The organism is Sphingomonas sp. BAUL-RG-20F-R05-02 (assembly GCF_022662305.1).
GTDB lineage: Bacteria > Pseudomonadota > Alphaproteobacteria > Sphingomonadales > Sphingomonadaceae > Sphingomonas.
The window spans coordinates 401330-421304 of record NZ_JAKNQH010000002.1 but is presented as its reverse complement, the minus strand read 5'-3'; the positions used below and the strand labels follow the sequence as shown (position 1 = coordinate 421304).

Below are 19975 nucleotides of genomic sequence, written 5' to 3'. Positions count from 1 at the left end.
ATGGCACCGTAGTGGATGAAGCTCTGGTCTTTGGCGGCGTGCGGGCCGGTTTAGCGGCAGAGGCGATCGCGCGTGGAGTGCGCTTGATTGCAGCCGGCGGGCGTGTCGCGGTGGCCGGAGTGGCGCTCCGCTATTCAGGCGTGGCTTGCCCCGTGCAACTGCCGACGCTGCATGTCGTGGAGGGCGGGGAGGGTGCGGTAACGGAGGCGCTCGATGCCGGCGCGCACGACGCGGTGCCGGCGGCAGCAAGCGACGCGTTGATCGCGGCGCGACTGGCGGCGTTGCTGCGGCGTACGGGCACGGTGGCGCCGGTGCGTCTCGGCCCGCTCACCATCGACCGGCTCGAACGCAAGGCGACACGCGATGGCCGACAACTCGGTCTGCGTCCGCGCGAATATGCGATCCTGCTGTACCTGGCCGGCTCGGTCGGCACGATCGTCCCCCGCGAAACCTTGCGGGAGGCGGTGTGGAACATGCGGTTCCACCCGGGCACCAACGCGCTGGAAGTGCAGGTCTCGCGATTGCGCGAGAAGCTCGACAAGGGGTTCGCCACGCCGATGCTGCACACCGAGAAAGGTGTCGGTTACGGGCTGATCGTGCCGGTCGGCGATCCTCTATAGCGAAAGGGCAGGTCCGCGATTGCGAACCTGCCCTTCATATCTTTACGTTAAGCTTGCGCGATCAGCCCGCTGCGGGCGACCGGCGACCGCCGCCGCCCGACGACTGGCGACGCGGGCCACCGGGACGGCCACCGCCGCCACCCGGACGGCCCTGACCACCGGGCCGGCCCGCGCCACCGGCGGGACGACCTGCGCCACCTGCCGGACGCTCGCCGGTCGGGCGGGCCGAATGCGTCGCGCGCGGCCCTTGGCGGTGACGGCCGGAATCATCGACACGGCGCTCGGGCGTGTCCGAACCAGCCGGGCGTGCCGCCTTGATGCGGGCCTGCTCGGCGCTGAAATCGGCCGGGAGCGGCAGTGGCGTCGGCTTGACCTTGGTCAGCCGCTCGATGTCGCGCAGGAACGGCTTCTCGTCATCCGCGCAGAAGCTGATCGCCACGCCCGACGCGCCCGCGCGCGCGGTGCGCCCGATGCGGTGGACATATTGCTCCGGCACGTTGGGCAGCTCGAAGTTGAACACATGGGAAACGCCCGACACGTCGATGCCGCGCGCGGCGATATCGGTCGCGATCAGCACGTTGACCTTGCCGGCCTTGAACTCGCCGAGTGCGCGCTCACGCTGCGGCTGGCTCTTGTTGCCGTGGATCGCGTTGGAGGCGATGCCGTTGGCGGCGAGCAGCTTCACGACGCGGTCGGCGCCATGCTTGGTGCGGGTGAAGACGAGGCAACGCTCGATTTCCGGATTGCGGAGGTGGATGGTGAGCAGCGCCTGCTTCTCGGACTGGTTCACCAGCGTGACAAACTGGTCGACGCGTTCCGCCGTGGAGGCCACCGGCGCGACCTTGACGGTGGCGGGATCGGTCAGGAACTGATCGGCAAGATCGCGGATCGCGGCGGGCATCGTCGCCGAGAAGAACAAGGTCTGGCGCTGCTTGGGCAGCATCCGCACGATCTTCTTGAGCGCATGGATGAAGCCGAGGTCCATCATCTGGTCGGCCTCGTCGAGGACGAGGATTTCCAGCGTGGCGAGGCTGACGAAACGCTGCTCGATCAGGTCGAGCAGACGGCCCGGCGTGGCGACGAGGATGTCGACGCCGCGCATCATGTCCTGACGGTTCTTGTTGATGCTGACGCCGCCGAACACGGTGGCGACCGACATCTTGGAGAACTTGCCGTAGTCGCGCGCGCTCTCGGCAATCTGGCTGGCGAGTTCGCGGGTCGGCGCGAGCACCAGCATGCGGCAATGCGTCGGCAGGATACGCTTGTCGTTGGCGATCAGGTTCTGGATCGAGGGCAGCACGAACGCGGCGGTCTTGCCGGTGCCGGTCTGCGCGATGCCGAGCAGATCGCGGCCTTCAAGCAGCATCGGGATCGACTGCTGCTGAATCGGGGTGGGGGCGGAATAGCCCTTTGCCTCGAGCGCGCGGACAAGCGGTTCGGCAAGGCCGAGTTTGACGAAAGACATGGGGAGAATATCCAATATCAGGCCATGCCCGCGCGCGCCAAGGCGAACGGGTGGCGGGGGAAACCGACACCCCGCGTGAATAGGGAAGCCTTGCGAAAACAACCGGGGCGGAGCTTCGAACCTCTCGGTTCGATCACGCTGCAATACGCCTCGATGGCGGCGATATGTCTGCTGCAACGCGGAAAGTCAATGCCAACGCCGAAAATCTGCCCGCGGGGCGGGTCCGATCTGACTTAACCTGCGTTAGAGTACGTGCCAGGGAGTTACAGTTATGTGTCATGTACTGATTATCGAGGACGAACCATTACTCGCGTTCGACCTGCAGGACATGCTGTCAACCGTCGGTGCCACCAGTTTCGCGTTTGCCGAAACCGAGGATCAGGCGGTGAGCGAGGCCCGGCTACGACGGCCTGACGTCATCACCTCGGACGTGATGTTGCGCGAGGGGACCGGCCCGTGTGCGGTCCAGACGATCCTCAGCGAGATGGGGCCGTTGCCGGTGATCTATATCACGGCCACGCCGGATCAGTGCGAACCATGTGAGCCGTCTTCGGCGATCCTGGCGAAGCCGGTGCTGGGCATGGTGGTGCGCGACGCGTTCCGGGCCGTCGCGCCACACAGCGATTGAAGATCACAACCCGCCGCCGGCCAGTGCGGCGAGCAGCAACAGCGCGACGATATTGGTAATCTTTATCATTGGGTTCACGGCTGGCCCTGCCGTGTCCTTGTAGGGATCACCCACGGTGTCGCCGGTCACCGCCGCCTTGTGTGCCTCGCTGCCCTTGCCGCCGTGGTTGCCGTCCTCGATGAACTTCTTGGCATTGTCCCACGCGCCGCCGCCCGACGTCATCGAGATCGCGACGAACAGGCCGGAGACGATCACCCCGAGCAGCATCGCACCGAGCGCCGCAAAACCTGACGCCTGACCCGCTACCAGCGTGACGATGCAATACACCGCGATCGGGCTGAGCACCGGCAGCAGCGATGGAACGATCATCTCGCGGATCGCCGCGCGGGTGACGAGATCGACGGTGCGCGCGTAGTTGGGGCGGCTGGTGCCGGCCATGATGCCGGGATTGGTGCGGAACTGCTCGCGCACCTCTTCCACCACCGCGCCCGCCGCGCGCCCCACTGCCGTCATCCCCATCGCACCGAACAGATAGGGCAACAGCGCGCCGAGCAGCAGCCCGACGATGACATACGGATTGGAGAGCGTGAAATCGACGGTCAGGCCGCTGAAATATTCCTTCAGGTCGCTGGTATAGGCGCCGAACAGTACCAGCGCCGCCAGTGCCGCCGAGCCGATCGCATAACCCTTGGTCACCGCCTTGGTCGTGTTGCCGACCGCATCGAGCGCATCGGTGCGGGTACGAACGTCGTCCGGCAGCCCGGCCATTTCCGCAATGCCGCCGGCATTGTCGGTGACCGGGCCATAAGCGTCGAGCGCCACCACCATGCCGGCCTGGCTGAGCATCGCCGTCGCCGCGAAGGCGATGCCGATCACGCCGGCAAGCTGGAACGCGGCAACCACCGCGACGACGATCACGACCGTCGGCATGGCGGTTGATTCGAGGCTGATGGCGAGGCCCTGGATGACGTTGGTGCCGTGGCCGGTTTCGGAAGCCTTGGCGATGCTGCGCACCGGGCGGTAGTTGGTGCCGGTGTAATATTCGGTGATCCACACCAGCAAGCCGGTGACGGCAAGGCCGATCATCATCGACCAGAACAGGCTCATGCCGGTAATGCCGCCGGTCGCCTGCGGATCGAGGAAGCCGTTCGTGCCAAGCGGTGCCGACAGGTCGCCGAGCGTGTAGCGTGTGGCGAGATAGATCGCCGGCACGGACAGCAAGGCCGAGGTCCAGAACCCCTTGTACAGCGCACCCATGATCGTTCCGCCGCCGAGGCGTACCGCATAGGTACCGAGAATCGAGGTGATGATGCACACGCCGCCGACGATGAGCGGTAGCGTCATCAGCGCGAGGAGCTGGTCGGCGGATTTGAAGGCAAGCGCGATAGAGATCATCGTCACGCCGAGCGTCACCACGTACGTTTCGAACAGATCGGCGGCCATGCCCGCGCAATCGCCGACATTGTCGCCGACGTTGTCCGCGATCACGGCGGGGTTGCGCGGATCGTCCTCGGGGATACCGGCCTCGACCTTGCCGACGAGATCCGCGCCGACGTCCGCTGCCTTGGTAAAGATACCGCCGCCCAGCCGCGCGAAGATCGAGATCAACGATGCGCCGAACGCCAACGCGGTGAGCGCCTCGATAATAACACGGTCCGCCGGGGCATGATGCGCGACCGCGACCAGATACCAGAAGAAGCCCGAGATCGACAGCAGGCCGAGCCCGGCCACCAGCATCCCAGTTACCGCTCCGGACCGGAAGGCGAGGGTGAGGCCGCCCTGCAAGCTGGTCCGCGCGGCCTCGGCGGTACGGACGTTGGCGCGGACCGAGATGTTCATACCGACATAGCCTGCCGCGCCGGACAATACCGCGCCGATGAGGAAGCCGATCGTCGACACGATGCCGAGTGTCACCGCCAGGATGATCGCCACCACCAGCCCGACGATCGCGATGGTGCGGTACTGCCGGCCGAGATACGCCTTGGCGCCTTCCTGGATGGCGGCGGCGATATCCTGCATCTTGTCGTTGCCGGGCGGTGCGCGCAGCACCTGCCCGCTGGTAAAGGCGCCGTAGATCACGGCAATCAGGCCACAGATGATGGCGGCATAGACGATCGTCATGCTGATCCTTCCCCTAAATGCCAGGGGCGGATGGTCGGCTGCGTGGCCGCCTCCGTCCTCTATAACGGCAAAGTATAGGCGTGCGATCTGCGTTGGCAACCGGCTTGCCATGATGCGGCAAAGCCAGTTTGGCGGATGGCTACTGCGGGGCTACGATGCGTGGAGATAGCCTAATCTTGCCGGCAGCGGCACCGCGTCGTCGCCATCGACCAGCGTCAGCCCCGACCCGGCGCCAAACCGCCCGATGCGGGTCGCGGCGACCGGCAGGGAGGCAGCCATCGGCAGCGCGAACAGCAGTTCGTAATCGTCGCCCGCCGTCGCGGCGGTGAGCCGGTCAGCGCGCGCGGTGCCGAGCGCCTTCAACGCAGGCGATAGCGGTACGGCGGCAAGGTCGATCTCGACTGCGACGCCGCTGGCCGCCGCCATCCGCTCGGCATCGATGAGCAGGCCGTCCGACACGTCCATCATCGCGCTGACGACCGGGCCGAGCGCGCGGCCCTCGGGCAAGCGGGGGTTGGGACGACGATAGGCGGCGAGCAGCGCCGCCGCGCCGTCGCCACCGCGCGCGACCGCTAGGCCGGCACCGGCATCGCCGATCGTGCCGGTGACGTACAGCGCGTCGCCCGCGCGTGCGCCACTCCGGCCCGGCACCACCGCGCCGCCGCTGCCGATCGCGGTAAGGCCGAGCACGCGCGCATCGCCCGCCGGCTGTGCGACCGTATCGCCGCCCAACAGCGGCACGCCGAACGCAGACAGCGCATCGCCCAGCCCGGCGACGAACGCCGCATCCCACGCCGCATCGCCGGTGAGGCCGTACCCCATCAGCACGCCGAGCGGCGTCGCACCCTTCGCCGCAAGATCAGACAAGTTCACCGCGAGCAGCTTCCATGCGACGTCGGCGGGCGGATCGCCGGTGAGGAAGTGCACGCCCTCGACGAGCATGTCGTGGGTCAGCACCAGCGGGCCGGGCAGCGGTGTCAGCACGGCGGCATCGTCGAGGAGAGCACGCGCGGCGGGATCGCGGGCGAGACCGCGCAACGCCGCGATGAAGGCGCGTTCACTCATGCGCTTGCTTTCCATGCCGTCCACCGAAGCCCCGTAAAGTTTTCTATAACGGAAAGGAATGCCGCTCCGGCCGCGACGAGAGAGGAAAAGTACCGCACGCGATGATGGCAGTATTGACCTGTATTGGCGGCAAGCACGACCACGGCTTGCTGATACTCGCCGCCGTGCTGTGCATCGCCGGATCGCTGGCGGCGCTGCGCCTGTTCGGCCGTGCCATGATGAACGAGGCCGGATCGGAGCGGCACGCGTGGTTGTTGCTCGCCGCGGTGGTCGCCGGCTTCGCGATCTGGTGCACGCATTACGTCGCGACCCTCGCCTATATCGGCACCGATCCCGATGCGCGGGGCGCGGCGCTCGCGGCGGTGTCGCTGTTGGTCGCCATCGCCGGCGCCTACACCGGCTTCGCGATCGCCGCCATGCGCACCGGCCGCCGTGCGAGCTGGGCCGGCGGTGCCGTGCTCGGGCTGGCGATCGGCGTGACGCATTATCTTGGCGCGTTCCTGGCCGAAAGCGAGCGGGCCGCCTCGTGGCACGCCGACTCCATTGCCGCATCGCTGCTGATGGTGCTGCTGTTCGGCGCGCTTGCGCTCGCCGCTGCCCGAGGCACCATGCGCGGGTTGCCGTCGCGCGCGGCCGCACCGTTGCTGGTTGCGGCGATCTCCAGCCTCCATTTCACCAGCGTCGTCGCGGTCGAGACGCTGCATCGCCTCCCGGTCAAGGCGTCCGAGGGGACCGAGGTGCTGGCGATCGCCGCCGCGCTGGTCGGGCTGGTGGTGATCGCGGCCGGCGCGATGAGCTGGCTGATCGATTCGCGACTGCGCCGCACGCTCGGCGATCAGTTGAGCCTGATGGCGCTGACCGATCCGCTCACCGGCCTGCCCAACCGCGCCGGGTTCGAGGCGCATCTTGCCGGCGAAATCGCTTGGGCGGAGCGCACGCACGCGCGCTTTGCGGTGGTGTCGATCGACATGGACCGGTTCGACACGATCAACGACGCCTATGGCCATCTGTTCGGCGATCTCGTGCTGCGCGCGGTGGCGGCGCGGCTGAACGATGGCGCAGATGAGGGCGAACGGGTCGCGCGGCTTGGCGGCGACGAATTCGGCGCGCTCAAGCGGTTCGCCACCTCCGCCGAACTGACCGGCTTCCTCGCGCGGCTCCGCGAAGCCTGTTCGCGCGCGATCGAGATCGAGGGCGTCCGCGTCGAGATTGCCGCATCCTTGGGCGTGGCGATCTACCCCGAGGATTCGGCCTCCGCCGACATGCTCGTCAACAATGCGGCGCTGGCCCGGCACCGTTCGACCAGCGAGGAGCCGTTGTGCTTCTACAACGGCTGCGTCGACGATGTGGTGCGCAGGCAGCGCGCGATCGCCTCCGATCTCAAGATGGCGATCCAGCGCGGGCAGTTGCAACTCTACTATCAGCCGCAGACCAGCCTCACCGATGGAGCGCTCGTCGGGTATGAATCGCTGGCCCGCTGGAACCACCCGGTGCGGGGGCCGATCTCGCCTGCCGAGTTCATCCCGGCGGCGGAGAAGCACGGACTGATCGGCGTGCTGGGCGACTGGGCGTTGCGGCAGGCGTGCGAGGATGTGGCGCGGTGGAGCGGATCGACCAAGGTCGCGGTCAACGTATCGCCGAGCCAGTTGTCCGACCCCGATCTGCCGCGCCGCATCCACGAGGCGCTGATCGCGTCTCGACTCGCGCCCTGGCGGCTGGAGATCGAGCTGACCGAATCGGCGATCATGGCGGACCGGACGCAGGCACTGCACGCGCTGCGGCAGATCAAGGCGCTCGGCGTCGCGGTCGCGCTCGACGATTTCGGTACCGGCTATTCCTCGCTGGAGGTGTTGGGCTCGTTCCCGTTCGACAAGATCAAGCTCGACCGCTGTTTCGTGATGCGGCTCGAACAGAGCGCCCAGGCGCTGGGTATCGTACGCGCGGTGCTGGCGATCGGGCGGACGTTCGGCATCCCGGTGCTGGCCGAGGGAATCGAGACGCCCGCGCAATATTCGATCCTGCGCGCCGAAGGCTGCGCGCTGGGGCAGGGCTATCTGATGGGCCGCCCGATGCCGCAGCCGCAGATGGAAGGCTATACCCCCGGCGAGATGCGGCGGGCGGGATAGGCCTCGCGCTCAGCTCGCGCGGCGCACGTCCTTGGAAATGGCGTCGAGCAGGCCGTTGACGAAACCCGTCTCGCGCCGCTCGAAAAAGGCGTGCGCGACATCGACATATTCGCTGATGACCGTTGCGGTCGGCACGTCGACGCGGGCGAGCAGTTCGTAGGTGCCCGCACGCAGGATCGCGCGCATCGATTTGTCGAGCCGTTCCAGCGTCCAGCCGCTGGCAAGCTTACCCCGGATCGCGGCGTCGATCTCCTCGCCGCGCGCGGTCGTGCCGGTTACGACATCGTCGAAGAAGGCAACGTCGGCCTCGGCATATTCGGCATCCTCGATCGTCGCGCCCAGACGGTGCGCGTGGAATTCGTGGAGCAGGCGGGGCACCGGCGTGCCCTCCATCTCATGCTGGTAGAGGGCCTGGGTGGCGGCGAGGCGCGCGGCGGCGCGGGCCTTGGAACGGGCGGCGGTACGGGAGGACATTCGCGCGCCTTAGCGAAGACGCACGAAAAATCCCACCCCGTTCGTACCTACAACCGCAGCGCCACCGACTTGGCGTGTGCGGGCAGCCCCTCGGTTTCCGCCAGCGCCACCGCCGCCGGGCCAATGGCGGCAAGGCTGGCGGGGTCGAGTTGCAGGAAGCTGGTGCGCTTCATGAAATCGAGCACCGACAGACCGCTGGCGAAGCGCGCACGCCGTCCGGTCGGCAACACGTGGTTTGGGCCAGCGACGTAATCGCCAATCGCCTCCGGGGTATGCCGGCCGAGGAACACCGAGCCGGCATGGCGGACGCGATCGAACAGCGCCTGCGGGTCGTCGCAGGCCAGTTCGAGATGTTCGGGCGCGAGCCGGTCGACCAGCGGGATCGCCTCGGCTAGGCTGGCGGTGACGATGATCGCGCCGTTCGCGTCCCAGCTCTGCCGCGCAGTGTCGGCGGTGGAAAGCTCGCCGATCTGGAGATCGACCGCCTCGGCCACGGCATCGCCAAAGGCGGCATCGTCGGTGAACAGGATCGACTGGCTGGTCGGATCATGCTCGGCCTGGCTGAGCAGATCGGCAGCGATCCATTCGGGATCGTTGCGACCGTCCGCAACGACGACGATCTCGCTCGGGCCCGCCACCATGTCGATGCCAACCATGCCGTAGACCTGCCGCTTTGCTTCGGCGACCCAAGCATTGCCGGGGCCGGTGATGACGTCGACCGCCGGAATCCGCTGTGTACCGTAGGCGAGTGCGGCGATCGCCTGCGCGCCGCCGATCCGCCACACCTCGTCCACGCCCGCGATATGCGCGGCGGCAAGCACCAGCGGATTGACCTCGCCGTTAGGTGTCGGCGTGACCATCACCAGCCGCTCGACCCCGGCGACGCGCGCGGGGATCGCGTTCATCAGCACCGAAGAGGGGTAGGCCGCGCGCCCGCCCGGGATGTAGATGCCCGCCGCTTGAATCGCGTTCCAGCGCGCGCCGAGCCGGACGCCGGCGTCATCGGTGGTGTCGCTGTCGGCGGGTTTCTGCTTCTCGTGATAGGTGGCGATGCGCGCGGCGGCGAGATCGAGCGCGGTGCGCAGATCGGCCTCAAGGCCTTCGTAGGCTGCGATCCACTCCGACTTCTCGATGCGCCAGCCGGTGGCGTTGAGGTCGTGGCGGTCGAACTTCTCGGTGAACGCCGCCACCGCCGCATCGCCCTCGTCGCGGACGCTGGCGAGGATGGTGCGGACGTCGCGCGCGACATCGGCGTCGCTCTCACGGCGCGCGTTGACGAGGGCTGCGAAGTCGCGCTCGAACGACGGATCGGAGGCGGTGAGGCGGATCATGCCGCCAGCTCCATCGCGACGGCCTGCCGGAACCGCTCGACCAGCGGCACGATTTCCGCGCGCGTCTTGAACGCGGCGCGGTTGACGACGAGCCGGGACGACACCTCGGCGATCACCTCGACCTCGACCAGACCGTTTTCCTTGAGCGTGCGGCCCGACGAGACCAGATCGACGATGCGCGGCGCGAGGCCGAGCAGCGGCGCCAGCTCCATCGCGCCGTTCAGCTTGACGCATTCGGCCTGCACGCCGCGCGCCTCGAAATGCTGTGCGGTGACGTGCGGATATTTGGTGGCGATGCGGACGTGGCTCCAGCCGCGCGGATCGTCGCCCGCCGCCATCTGCGCGGGTTCGGCGACCGACAGCCGGCAATGGCCGATACCGAGATCGACCGGCGCGTACAGTTCCGAATAGTCGAACTCGGCGAGTACGTCCGACCCGACGATGCCGAGTTGCGCCGCACCATGCGCGACGAAGGTGGCGACGTCGAACGCGCGCACGCGGATCAGGTCGATGCCGGGCGTCTCCGTGTGGAAGCGCAGCGCGCGGCTGTTCTCGTCGCTGAATGCGGCTTCGGGTACGATGCCGGCACGCTTCAGCAGCGGCACCGCCTCTTCGAGGATGCGGCCCTTGGGCACGGCGATGATGATGGGATCGGTCATGTCGGCGTGGCTCTACCGGCGCGCCCGCGCCGGTGCAACACGCGGTGGCGGCGAAGCCCTACGAGTTCGCCACCACCGCTTCCACCACCGATTGCATCAACTGCTGGCGTTGCGGGATGGTACGCGGGGTATCGCCGATCATCACCGCGATCGCATAAGTGCGCCCGTCCGGCGCCATCAGCAACCCGACATCGTTGTAGCCGGCGGTGCGCCCGGCCAAGTCCTGGCCGGTGCCGGTCTTGTGGCCGAAGCTCCACCCGGACGGCACCGCGCCGCGCATCCGCTGCTTGCCGGTCTTGGAGGATTTCATCGTGTCGATCAGCAGCGCGGTCGACGCTGGCGACAGCAGATCGCCCTTCTTGAGCCGGGCGAGCGCTTTGGCGATCGCGCGCGGGGCGGCACCGTCTGGCGGATCGGCGACGTAGCGCTCGAACGCGGCGACCCGCTCCGCTTGTGGTAGCCGCGATCGCGCTACCGCGAAGGTATTGCCGTAGGAATATTCCGGCTTCCACGTCAGGCCGGCGGTGCCGCTTTGCAGCAGCTTCTCGCCCGGGCCGAAGCGGATGTTGCCAAGGCCCTTGCGCGCGATGAAATCGCGCACCGCGCTCGGCCCGCCGACGTAGCGCAGCAGCCGGTCGTTGCAGGTGTTGTCGCTCATCGTCAGCGCGCGGCGGAGCAGTTCGCCGACCGTGGTCTGATATCCGCCGTTCTTGAGCAGTGCGGCGATCGGCTGGTGGAACAGCGTGAGGTCGGCCTCGGTGAGCGTGATCGGATCGTTGAGCGTGAGGCGACCGCGATCGCGGAAATCGAGCACGGTCATCGCCACCCACAGCTTGCTTACGCTTTGCTGCGGCAGGCGCAGGTCGCCGTTGCTCTCGACCGTCCAGCCTTTGTCGACGCTGTGCACCGCCACGCCGACTCGGCCGTCGAAGCTTTGCGCGACCGCGTTGATCGAGCGGGCCAGCGCAGCGGGCGCCGCGACCGGCAGCGGGACCGAGGGCGGCACCGCCATCACCACTTGCGTGGTCTGCTTCTCCGGCGTTTGCGTTGCGGTGCGAGCATCATGGACACAGGCGCACAGCGCCAAGGCTAGCAGGATGCCGGAATACGGCCGGGAGGATTCGAACGCCAATGTCTCGGTCACTTCATGGTTGCCTGCCGGCCCCTTCTCGCAGGAAAGGCAAAAATGCTGAAACTTTCGTATGTTGCAATATCGCATTGTTGCGCAACCGCCTCAACGCGCGGTGAAGCGCGCCGATAAGGCGGCAGGGCGAGTCGGCTTAGGGAACCAACACGGTATCGATCGCGTCCGGCAGCATGTCGGGATAGTCGAGCGTGTAGTGCAACCCGCGCGATTCCTTGCGATGCAGCGCCGAGCGCACAATCAGCTCGGCGGTCTGGAGCAGGTTGCGCAGCTCGATCAGGTCGGGCGTGACGCGGAAGTGGCCGTAATAGTCGTTCACCTCGTCGGTGAGCATGCGGATGCGGTGCTGCGCGCGTTCCAGCCGCTTGGTGGTGCGCACGATGCCGACGTAATTCCACATGAAGCGCCGGATCTCGGTCCAGTTCTGCTTGATGACGACCTCCTCGTCCGAATCGGTGACGCGGCTTTCGTCCCACGCGCGGATGCTGGGCGGCGGCGGCAGGTCCTCCCAATGTTCGGTAATGTGGCGCGCACACGCCTCGCCGAACACGAAACATTCGAGCAGCGAGTTCGACGCCAGCCGGTTGGCGCCGTGCAGCCCGCTTTCCGAACATTCGCCCGCCGCATACAGGCCGGGCAGATCGGTGCGCCCGTCGAGGTCGATCACCACGCCGCCGCAGGTATAATGCTGCGCGGGGACGACCGGGATCGGCTCCCGGGTCATGTCGATGCCGAGACCGAGCAGCTTCTCGTGAATGTTGGGGAAATGCTCGCGGATGAACTCCGGTCCCCGGTGGCTGATGTCGAGGTGGACGTAATCGAGCCCGAGCCGTTTGATCTCATGGTCGATCGCGCGCGCCACCACGTCGCGCGGCGCGAGTTCCGCGCGGGGATCGAAATCGGGCATAAAGCGATAGCCGGTTTCGGGGAGCAGCAGATGGCCGCCCTCGCCGCGCACTGCCTCGGTGATGAGGAAGTTCTTGACGTCGAGATTGTACAGGCAGGTCGGGTGGAACTGCATCATCTCCATGTTGGAGACGCGCGCGCCCGCCCGCCACGCCATTGCGATACCGTCACCGGTCGCGCCGCGCGGGGCTGTCGAGAACAGATAGGTGCGGCCAGCACCACCGGTCGCGAGGATCGTCGCACGCGCGGTGAACAGCTCGACACGGCCCGTTTCGCGGTTGACCGCATAGACCCCCCAGACATGGCCGGCGCCCGAATAGCGCTGCTCATGCTTGCTGGTGGCGAGGTCCACGCACACCATGTCGGGCAGCAAGCGGATGTTCGGGTGCGCCTCCGCCGCCGTCTGTAACGCGACCTGCACCGCGTGGCCGGTCGCGTCCGCGACATGGACGATGCGGCGGTGGGAGTGGCCGCCCTCGCGCGTCAGATGCGGCGCGTTCCCGTCCATGTTGAACGGCACGCCGAGTTCGGTCAGCCGCGCGATCGCCTTTGGCGCGTTCTCCACGACGAACTCGACCGTGGCGCGATCGTTGAGACCGGCGCCGGCGATCATCGTGTCCTCGATATGGCTCTCGAACGTGTCGCCCGGTTCCAGCACGGCGGCGATGCCGCCCTGCGCCCACGCGGTCGAACCTTCGTTGAGCTTGCCCTTGGCGAGCACCGTCACCTTGAACCGATCGGCGAGGTTGAGCGCGGCGGTCAGTCCAGCCGCGCCCGAGCCGATGATGAGGATGTCGGAGGTTTGCGCTTCAGCCATCGGCTATCATTCCGTTCGGGGACAGGCGGCGCGTCGGGTCACGCCGCGTGCGCGTTGGCGGCGCGGGTCAGGTTGAGGAACACGTCCTCGAGATCGGCCTCGCGCGTGCTGACATCGACGATGCCGAACCCGTCGGACTGGATCGCCGCGAGCACGCCGCCCGCGTTCACCCGGTCCTTGCGGTAGGTGATCTCCAGCGTGCGATCACCCTTCAGTGTGATCTTCTCGAAACTGTCGTGCACCGGCACGGTGGCAACATCGCGATCGACCGTGACCGCGACGATCTTCTCCTGCGCCATGCCGACCAGTTCGCGCGTCGGCTGGTTGGTGATGAGACGGCCGTGGTTGATGATGGCGATGCGGTCGCACAACTCCTCGGCCTCCTCAAGGTAATGCGTGGTCAGCACCACCGTCACGCCCTGTTCGTTGAGGCTCTTCACATAGGCCCAGAGCTGCTGGCGAAGCTCGATGTCGACACCGGCGGTGGGCTCGTCGAGCACCAGCACGGGCGGCGAATGCACCATCGCCTTGGCGACCATCAGCCGCCGCTTCATGCCCCCCGACAGCGTGCGGGCGTAAGCGTTGGCCTTGTCCTCAAGATGCACCGCGCGCAGCAGCTCCATGGATCGACGTTCGCGCTTGGGCACGCCGTACAGCCCGGCCGCGATCTCCAGCGTCTCCACGGGCGAGAAGAACGGGTCGAACAGGATCTCCTGGTTTACGATACCGATCGAAACTTTCGCGTTGCGCGGGTGCTGGTCGATATCAAAACCCCAGATCGTCGCCGATCCGCTGGTCTTGTTGACGAGGCCGGCGAGGATGTTGATGAGCGTCGACTTGCCCGCGCCGTTCGGGCCCAGCAGCCCGAAGATCTGACCGCGCGGCACATCGAATGTCACACCATCGAGCGCGCGCTTGCCGCCCTGATAGGTCTTGCACAGATCGGCGATGGAGATGGCGGCTTCGCTCATGGCTCACGCGCATACGCCCTCAATCGGCGGGTGCAACCCTAAAGGACGTGCGCACCCCGAAAGGCGATTGAGTGCGCGCGCGTGGCTTGCTATCCGCGTGGTCATGATCGCACCGCCCGAAACCTCCCGCGTCTCCCAGCCCCGCGTCGCCTGTGACGGCGCCAGCGACATTCCCGGCGGCGCCGCGCTCGGCCACCCGCGCGTGTTCCTCGAGATTGACGAGAAGGGTTACGTCGATTGCGGCTATTGCGACCGCCGCTTCATCCTGATCGGCGGGCCGGCGGATGGCGTCGACCAGTCGACGTTGCCGGACATTTCCGAGGGCGCCAGCCACTGATCCGGTATCGTCGTGTGGTGACATCGCTTTCGCGGTGCCTATATTGACGCGATGACCAGTCCAACCGATCCGCGCGCCTTCCTGTATCACGATGGCCAGCTTTCCCCCGATGCGGCGCTCGCGCTGACCGAAAGCGCTTTGTCGCGTGCCGATGACGGCGAACTCTACCTGCAATATCGCAAGTCCGAGGCGTTCGGCTTCGACGACGGGCGGCTGAAGACGGCCAGCTACGATACGCACTCGGGCTTCGGTCTGCGCGCCGTCTCGGGTGAAACCACCGCATTTGCCCATGCCAACGAACTCTCCGCCGACGCGATCCGGCGTGCGTCCGAGACGATGGCGCTGATCGACCCGTCGACCGGCCCCAAGGCGGCGCCGCCGCGCGCCACCAACCGCCACCTCTACACCGCCGCCGATCCGCTCGACCTCGTGCCGTTCGCGGACAAGGTGAACCTGTGCCAAACGATCGACGCCGCCGCCCGCGCGCGCGATCCGCGCGTGGCGCAGGTGTCGGTTTCGCTGATGGGAAGCTGGCAGGTGGTCGAGATCGTCCGCCCCGACGGTTTCATCGCGACCGACGTGCGGCCGCTGGTGCGCCTCAACGTATCGATCGTGGTCGAGCAGAACGGCCGTCGCGAGACCGGTAATCACGGGCTCGGCGGGCGTTATCTTTACGCGGATCTGTTCGAGCCGGCGACGTGGAACCGCGCGATCGACATGGCGCTGGCGCAGGCGCTGGTGAACCTCGATTCGGTCGCCGCTCCCGCTGGCGAAATGACCGTGCTGCTCGGGCCGGGCTGGCCGGGTATCCTGCTGCACGAGGCGATCGGCCACGGCCTCGAAGGCGATTTCAACCGCAAGGGCACCTCTGCCTTCTCCGGCCGCATCGGCGAGCGGGTTGCGGCTCCGGGCGTGACGGTGGTGGACGACGGTTCAATCATGGACCGGCGCGGCTCGCTTTCGATCGACGATGAGGGCACGCCGACACAGGAGAACGTGCTGATCGAGGACGGCATCCTCAAGGGGTATATCCAGGACCGCCTCAACGCGCGGCTGATGGGCGTGGAGCCGACCGGTAACGGCCGCCGCGAGTCGTTCGCGCACGCGCCGATGCCGCGCATGACCAACACCTTCATGCGTGGCGGCAACGACGATCCGGCCGAACTGCTGTCCCGTGTGAAGACCGGCATTTTCGCCAAGTCGTTCGGCGGCGGGCAGGTCGATATCGTCTCGGGCAAGTTCGTGTTCTCCTGCACCGAGGCGTATCGGATCGAGAACGGCAAAATCGGCGCGCCGATCAAGGGTGCGACGCTGATTGGTGACGGGCCATCATGTCTCACCAAGGTCAAGGGCATCGGCAACGACTTCGCGCTCGACGAGGGTGTCGGCATGTGCGGCAAGGGCGGGCAGTCTGTGCCGGCCGGCGTCGGCCAGCCGACCTTGCTGGTCGAAGGGCTGACGGTCGGCGGGACGGCGGTCTAGCGGCGCAGCCGCTATGAGCGCGCGCCGCTCGGCCGGCCGCGCGACAGCGAGGACCGATGGCGTGGTTTTGCCACGCCGACTCAGCGATCAGATCCCTGAATCAGCACATCAAGCGCGGCCTTGATGCCGTGTTCATGCTCCAGCAGTGATGCGACTGGAAGCCGCAGTAGCCGCGCGTCCACCGTGCTCGCAAAGTGCGCCTTGAAGACCAGCCGCTCTGAGCCGACCATGAGTATTGAATTTAGTCACGCTGATACTGTCCGCCTTCATGGAGCGCCTGAAGCGCAACCACAAGCCGCGTGCTGACATCGGCAACAGATCGGCCTGACAGTCGACTACAAGCGCCATCAGAATGGGCGGTATCTTTCCAGCGGCAGCCCGTGCTGCTCCACCACCGCTTCGTCGAGCGACAGGTTGACTGAGCGGCGCTTGCCGGCAGATACGGGTTTGGCGGACATGCGCATACGCTGTGCGCATCAGGCAGGCGGGTCAATTGGAGGCACGGATGAGCAACTGGCCCGAGCTCGACTGGTCCGCCTGGCGCGAAACCGCGATCGCGCTGCAACTGCGCACGCAAATCATCGGCAAGGTCCGGCTCGCGCTGACGCCGTGGCTCAACCATAGCTGGCATGTGCCGCTGTATGTCTCGGCGCGGGGGCTGGCCACCTCGGCGATTCCGGTCGGCGACCGCATCCTCGAGATCGACTTCGATTTCCTGCACGACCGGCTGGTCTTCATGACCAGCGACGGGCGCAGTCGCGGCATTGGCTTGCACGCCGGCAGCATCGCCGAATTCCACAAAGCGGTGATCGCCTGCCTCGACGATCTCGACGTGCCGAGCACGTTTGACGCCACGCCCAGCGAAATGCCCGAGGCCGCCCCCTTCGCCGAGGATCACGCCGAACGGCCGTATGACGCGCAAGCGGCGCGGGCGTTCTGGCAGGCGCTGATCCGCATCGCGCGCGTGTTCGGAGAATTCCGCACCGGCTTCCTCGGCAAGGCGAGCCCGGTACACTTCTTCTGGGGCAGCTTCGATCTTGCCGTGACCCGCTTTTCCGGGCGCGACGCGCCGCGCCATCCCGGCGGCCTTCCGGGCCTGCCCGATGCGGTGACGAGCGAAGCGTACAGCCACGAGGAGGCGAGCGTCGGCTTCTGGCCGGGCAGCGACGCCTATCCGGCCGCCGCCTTCTACGCCTATGCCTATCCCGCGCCGGATGGCTTCGCCGCGGCGCGGATCGGACCAAAGGCGGCGGCCTGGGACGCGACGCTCGGCGAATTCATCCTGCCCTATGATGCGGTCCGCGCCGCGCCCGACCCCGACAAGGCGATCCTTGCCTTCTGCCAGTCGACCTACGATGCCGCCGCCGATCTCGCCGGATGGGACCGGGACAGTCTCGAATGTCCGCTCGGCCGGCCCCGCGTGCCGCGCGTGGTCGCCTGATGGCGATTGTCGAAATCGGCCGCTTCAACCGCAACGAAGCGCATATCGTGATCGGACGGCTCGATTCCGAGGGGATCCCCGCGTTCGCGCTCGACGCCAATGCGAGCATCGCCGATGGCAGCTACCTGTTCATCCCGGTGCGGGTGATGGTGGACGAGGATGATGCCGACGCTGCACGCCGGATCATCGCCGACGCTGCCTGAAATTCGGGCAGTCGTCCGTATCTGCTTAAAATTTACCTGTCGGTAAGATTTTGTTCCCGTCGCGGGCCGCAAAAATCCGTCGGTTCAACTTGGCACGGGGATTGCGACGCTCTGTTTGGAATAAAGCGAACAGGGGGCGTCGGGTGAAGCTCGTTATTGCCATCATCAAACCATTCAAGCTCGACGAGGTGCGCGAGGCGCTTACCGAGATCGGCGTGGCCGGCATGACCGTCAGCGAAGTGAAGGGGTTCGGCCGCCAGAAGGGCCAGACCGAAATTTATCGCGGTGCCGAGTACAGCACCAACATGGTGCCGAAGATCAAGATCGAGATCGTCTGCGCGTCCGACCTTGCCGACAAGGTGGTCGAATCGATCCAGGCATCGGCCAACACCGGCGCGATCGGTGACGGCAAGATCTTCGTGCTCGATGTCGGCCAGGCGGTGCGGATCCGCACCGGCGAGACCGACGAGACCGCATTGTGAAGGGGGCAGTGATGAAACAAGGATTGAAGATCGCCGGCGCCGCCGGCATCGCCGCGCTGGCATTTGCAGCACTTCCCGCCTGGGCACAGGCGGCGGCCCCGGCGCCGACCGTCAACAAGGGCGATACGGCATGGATGATGACGTCCACGCTGCTGGTGCTGATGATGATCGTGCCCGGCCTGGCGCTGTTCTACGGCGGCCTCACCCGCGCCAAGAACATGCTGTCGACGATGACGCAGATCGGCGCGGTCGCCTGCCTCGCGATGCTGATCTGGGTGATGTACGGCTACACGATGGCGTTCGGTGACGGTGGCAACGCTTTCGTCTCTGGCTTCGGCAAGGCGTTCCTCGCCGGCATCACGCCGGATTCGACCGCCGCGACCTTTACCGCCGGTGTCGCCATTCCCGAATATGTCTTCATCTGTTTCCAGATGACGTTCGCCGCGATCACCGTCGCCCTGGTGCTCGGCTCGGTGGTGGAGCGCATGAAGTTCTCCGCCGTGATGGTGTTCGGCGCGGTGTGGCTGACGATCGTGTATTTCCCGGTCGCGCACATGGTGTGGGCATCGGGCGGCCTGTTCTTCAAGATGGGCGCGCTGGATTTCGCGGGCGGCACTGTGGTGCACATCAACGCCGGCGTGTCGGCCTTGGTCGCCGCGCTGATCCTCGGCAAGCGTATCGGCTATCCGACCGAGCGCATGGCGCCGCACTCACTGACGATGACCGGTATCGGCACCGGGCTGCTGTGGGTGGGCTGGTTCGGCTTCAACGCCGGCTCCGCACTGGAGGCGAACGGTTCGGCGGCACTGGCCATGATCAACACCTTCGTCGCCACCGCTGCCGCGGCGCTCGCCTGGATGCTGGTCGAGCGGGCCAACGGCCACAAGGGTTCGGCGCTGGGCTTCTGCTCGGGCATCGTCGCCGGCCTCGTCGCGGTCACGCCGGCGGCAGGCAATTCCGGCCCGTTCGGGGCGATCATCCTCGGCGCCGTTGCGTCGGTGGTGTGTTATTATGCGGTTTCGTTCCTCAAGCCCAAGCTCGGCTATGACGACGCACTCGATGCGTTCGGCGTGCACGGCATCGGCGGTATGATCGGTGCGGTCGGCACCGGCATCGTCTACGCCCCGACGCTCGGCGGCCCGGGCAAGCCCGATTTCAACATGGGCCACCAGTTGCTCGTCCAGATCGAGGCGGTCGCCACCACGATCGTCTGGGCCTCGGTCGGCACGGTGATCGCGATCTACGTCGCCAAGGCGGTGACCGGGCTCAGGGTTTCGCCCGACGTCGAACGCGAAGGCCTCGACATCGGCGAACACGGCGAGCGCGCCTACAATTGATCCAGTTCGGGGCCGGCGTTCCCGGCCCCCCACCGCGTTCCTCCTGCGGACGACCTTTGGCCGGTGCGGCGACGCACCGGCCTTTTTTTGGCACGCGATGCTCTCGGCGGCAGGAGCGATGCGCTGATCCATCGGTGCGAAGGCGTTGCGGTGGGCGTTGCGACCACGCCACAGCCGCGGCTCCTCATCGGCGGTCACGCCCATGTGACGCCGCATCGCTCAGGTCCTCGGTACGATCAGCCGTGGGTTGCGATTTCCCGCATCGGGGGGTGTGACCCTGTTAATGGCCACGCACAGGGCCGGCGCGGGCGCGCAGGCCCGGTGCGATCGATGACGCTACAGCAGTGATGGGCTGAACATTGGTGC

General features: G+C 66.9%; 19 protein-coding genes. 9 read left to right on the top strand and 10 right to left on the bottom strand.

Annotation, left to right across the window (positions count from 1 at the left end; all coding sequences use genetic code 11):
* Positions 1-11: 11 nt before the first annotated feature.
* Complete coding sequence (locus L8F97_RS22830) at positions 12-620, top strand: winged helix-turn-helix domain-containing protein (protein WP_242147884.1); 609 nt, start codon at positions 12-14, stop codon at positions 618-620.
* A 61-nt stretch (positions 621-681) separates the two neighbouring features.
* Here the strand turns inward: L8F97_RS22830 and L8F97_RS06965 are convergent, their stop codons facing one another.
* Positions 682-2085, bottom strand: coding sequence for a DEAD/DEAH box helicase (locus L8F97_RS06965; RefSeq protein ID WP_242147882.1), 1404 nt, complete (start codon positions 2083-2085; stop codon positions 682-684).
* Between the two features lie 271 nt (positions 2086-2356).
* Here L8F97_RS06965 and L8F97_RS06960 point away from each other — a divergent pair, with 271 nt between their 5' ends.
* Positions 2357-2713: a response regulator gene (locus tag L8F97_RS06960; protein ID WP_242147880.1), complete on the top strand. Its 357-nt coding sequence runs from the start codon at positions 2357-2359 to the stop codon at positions 2711-2713.
* Between the two features lie 3 nt (positions 2714-2716).
* Here L8F97_RS06960 and L8F97_RS06955 read toward each other — a convergent pair whose 3' ends face one another.
* Together L8F97_RS06955 and thiL are read right to left on the bottom strand one after the other, a co-directional pair.
* On the bottom strand, positions 2717-4834 hold the full coding sequence (locus L8F97_RS06955; protein ID WP_242147878.1) for a sodium-translocating pyrophosphatase: 2118 nt from the start codon (positions 4832-4834) through the stop codon (positions 2717-2719).
* Positions 4835-4984: 150 nt separating this feature from the next.
* A complete protein-coding gene (gene thiL, locus L8F97_RS06950) occupies positions 4985-5899 on the bottom strand; it encodes a thiamine-phosphate kinase (protein ID WP_242147876.1) in 915 nt (304 codons plus the stop codon).
* Between the two features lie 101 nt (positions 5900-6000).
* Between thiL and L8F97_RS06945 the strand changes: the two genes are divergently transcribed.
* Positions 6001-8025 (top strand): putative bifunctional diguanylate cyclase/phosphodiesterase, encoded by a 2025-nt coding sequence (locus L8F97_RS06945; RefSeq protein ID WP_242147874.1) that lies wholly within the window; start codon positions 6001-6003, stop codon positions 8023-8025.
* A gap of 9 nt (positions 8026-8034) precedes the next feature.
* Here L8F97_RS06945 and nusB read toward each other — a convergent pair whose 3' ends face one another.
* The 6 genes from nusB to L8F97_RS06915 form a co-directional block, all read right to left on the bottom strand.
* On the bottom strand, positions 8035-8499 hold the full coding sequence (gene nusB / locus L8F97_RS06940) for a transcription antitermination factor NusB (RefSeq protein WP_242147872.1): 465 nt from the start codon (positions 8497-8499) through the stop codon (positions 8035-8037).
* A gap of 47 nt (positions 8500-8546) precedes the next feature.
* Positions 8547-9830 carry a histidinol dehydrogenase gene (hisD, locus tag L8F97_RS06935; protein ID WP_242147870.1) on the bottom strand — a complete coding sequence of 428 codons (1284 nt, stop codon included), beginning with the start codon at positions 9828-9830 and terminating at the stop codon, positions 8547-8549.
* Positions 9827-10489, bottom strand: coding sequence for an ATP phosphoribosyltransferase (gene hisG / locus L8F97_RS06930; protein WP_242147868.1), 663 nt, complete (start codon positions 10487-10489; stop codon positions 9827-9829). The genes hisD and hisG overlap by 4 nt, the downstream gene beginning before the upstream one ends.
* A 58-nt stretch (positions 10490-10547) precedes the next feature.
* On the bottom strand, positions 10548-11633 hold the full coding sequence (bla, locus tag L8F97_RS06925; protein WP_242147866.1) for a class A beta-lactamase: 1086 nt from the start codon (positions 11631-11633) through the stop codon (positions 10548-10550).
* A gap of 136 nt (positions 11634-11769) precedes the next feature.
* Positions 11770-13356 (bottom strand): L-aspartate oxidase, encoded by a 1587-nt coding sequence (nadB, locus tag L8F97_RS06920; RefSeq protein ID WP_242147864.1) that lies wholly within the window; start codon positions 13354-13356, stop codon positions 11770-11772.
* A gap of 38 nt (positions 13357-13394) precedes the next feature.
* Positions 13395-14327, bottom strand: a complete 933-nt coding sequence (locus L8F97_RS06915; protein ID WP_242147862.1) for an ABC transporter ATP-binding protein — start codon at positions 14325-14327, stop codon at positions 13395-13397.
* Positions 14328-14430: 103 nt separating this feature from the next.
* On the opposite strand from L8F97_RS06915, the gene L8F97_RS06910 reads away from it, so the two are divergent.
* Together L8F97_RS06910 and tldD are read left to right on the top strand one after the other, a co-directional pair.
* On the top strand, positions 14431-14664 hold the full coding sequence (locus L8F97_RS06910; protein ID WP_242148285.1) for a zinc-finger domain-containing protein: 234 nt from the start codon (positions 14431-14433) through the stop codon (positions 14662-14664).
* A 51-nt stretch (positions 14665-14715) separates the two neighbouring features.
* Positions 14716-16146 carry a metalloprotease TldD gene (gene tldD / locus L8F97_RS06905; RefSeq protein WP_242147860.1) on the top strand — a complete coding sequence of 477 codons (1431 nt, stop codon included), beginning with the start codon at positions 14716-14718 and terminating at the stop codon, positions 16144-16146.
* An 80-nt stretch (positions 16147-16226) separates the two neighbouring features.
* Here the strand turns inward: tldD and L8F97_RS06900 are convergent, their stop codons facing one another.
* A complete protein-coding gene (locus L8F97_RS06900) occupies positions 16227-16382 on the bottom strand; it encodes a CcdB family protein (RefSeq protein ID WP_313931924.1) in 156 nt (51 codons plus the stop codon).
* 269 nt (positions 16383-16651) lie between these two features.
* Here L8F97_RS06900 and L8F97_RS06895 point away from each other — a divergent pair, with 269 nt between their 5' ends.
* From L8F97_RS06895 to L8F97_RS06880, 4 genes are all read left to right on the top strand, one after another.
* The gene (locus tag L8F97_RS06895; protein WP_242147856.1) at positions 16652-17587 is read left to right on the top strand and encodes a DUF5996 family protein; all 936 of its coding nucleotides are present in this window, start codon (positions 16652-16654) and stop codon (positions 17585-17587) included.
* Positions 17587-17790, top strand: coding sequence for a DUF2007 domain-containing protein (locus L8F97_RS06890; RefSeq protein ID WP_242147854.1), 204 nt, complete (start codon positions 17587-17589; stop codon positions 17788-17790). Before L8F97_RS06895 ends, L8F97_RS06890 begins: the two co-directional genes overlap by 1 nt.
* 143 nt (positions 17791-17933) lie before the next feature.
* Positions 17934-18272, top strand: coding sequence for a P-II family nitrogen regulator (locus L8F97_RS06885; RefSeq protein WP_242147852.1), 339 nt, complete (start codon positions 17934-17936; stop codon positions 18270-18272).
* An 11-nt stretch (positions 18273-18283) separates the two neighbouring features.
* On the top strand, positions 18284-19609 hold the full coding sequence (locus L8F97_RS06880; RefSeq protein WP_242147850.1) for an ammonium transporter: 1326 nt from the start codon (positions 18284-18286) through the stop codon (positions 19607-19609).
* Positions 19610-19975 lie beyond the last annotated feature (366 nt).

Coding starts and splice junctions, on each gene's coding strand:
- hisD (WP_242147870.1), bottom strand. CDS start 9,830: ATGATCCGCCTCACCGCCTCCGATCCGTCGTTCGAGCGCGACTTCGCA.
- L8F97_RS06945 (WP_242147874.1), top strand. CDS start 6,001: ATGATGGCAGTATTGACCTGTATTGGCGGCAAGCACGACCACGGCTTG.
- L8F97_RS06895 (WP_242147856.1), top strand. CDS start 16,652: ATGAGCAACTGGCCCGAGCTCGACTGGTCCGCCTGGCGCGAAACCGCG.
- L8F97_RS06880 (WP_242147850.1), top strand. CDS start 18,284: ATGAAACAAGGATTGAAGATCGCCGGCGCCGCCGGCATCGCCGCGCTG.
- L8F97_RS06955 (WP_242147878.1), bottom strand. CDS start 4,834: ATGACGATCGTCTATGCCGCCATCATCTGTGGCCTGATTGCCGTGATC.
- hisG (WP_242147868.1), bottom strand. CDS start 10,489: ATGACCGATCCCATCATCATCGCCGTGCCCAAGGGCCGCATCCTCGAA.
- tldD (WP_242147860.1), top strand. CDS start 14,716: ATGACCAGTCCAACCGATCCGCGCGCCTTCCTGTATCACGATGGCCAG.
- nusB (WP_242147872.1), bottom strand. CDS start 8,499: ATGTCCTCCCGTACCGCCGCCCGTTCCAAGGCCCGCGCCGCCGCGCGC.
- L8F97_RS06915 (WP_242147862.1), bottom strand. CDS start 14,327: ATGAGCGAAGCCGCCATCTCCATCGCCGATCTGTGCAAGACCTATCAG.
- L8F97_RS06960 (WP_242147880.1), top strand. CDS start 2,357: ATGTGTCATGTACTGATTATCGAGGACGAACCATTACTCGCGTTCGAC.
- L8F97_RS06965 (WP_242147882.1), bottom strand. CDS start 2,085: ATGTCTTTCGTCAAACTCGGCCTTGCCGAACCGCTTGTCCGCGCGCTC.
- nadB (WP_242147864.1), bottom strand. CDS start 13,356: ATGGCTGAAGCGCAAACCTCCGACATCCTCATCATCGGCTCGGGCGCG.
- L8F97_RS06890 (WP_242147854.1), top strand. CDS start 17,587: ATGGCGATTGTCGAAATCGGCCGCTTCAACCGCAACGAAGCGCATATC.
- thiL (WP_242147876.1), bottom strand. CDS start 5,899: ATGAGTGAACGCGCCTTCATCGCGGCGTTGCGCGGTCTCGCCCGCGAT.
- L8F97_RS06910 (WP_242148285.1), top strand. CDS start 14,431: ATGATCGCACCGCCCGAAACCTCCCGCGTCTCCCAGCCCCGCGTCGCC.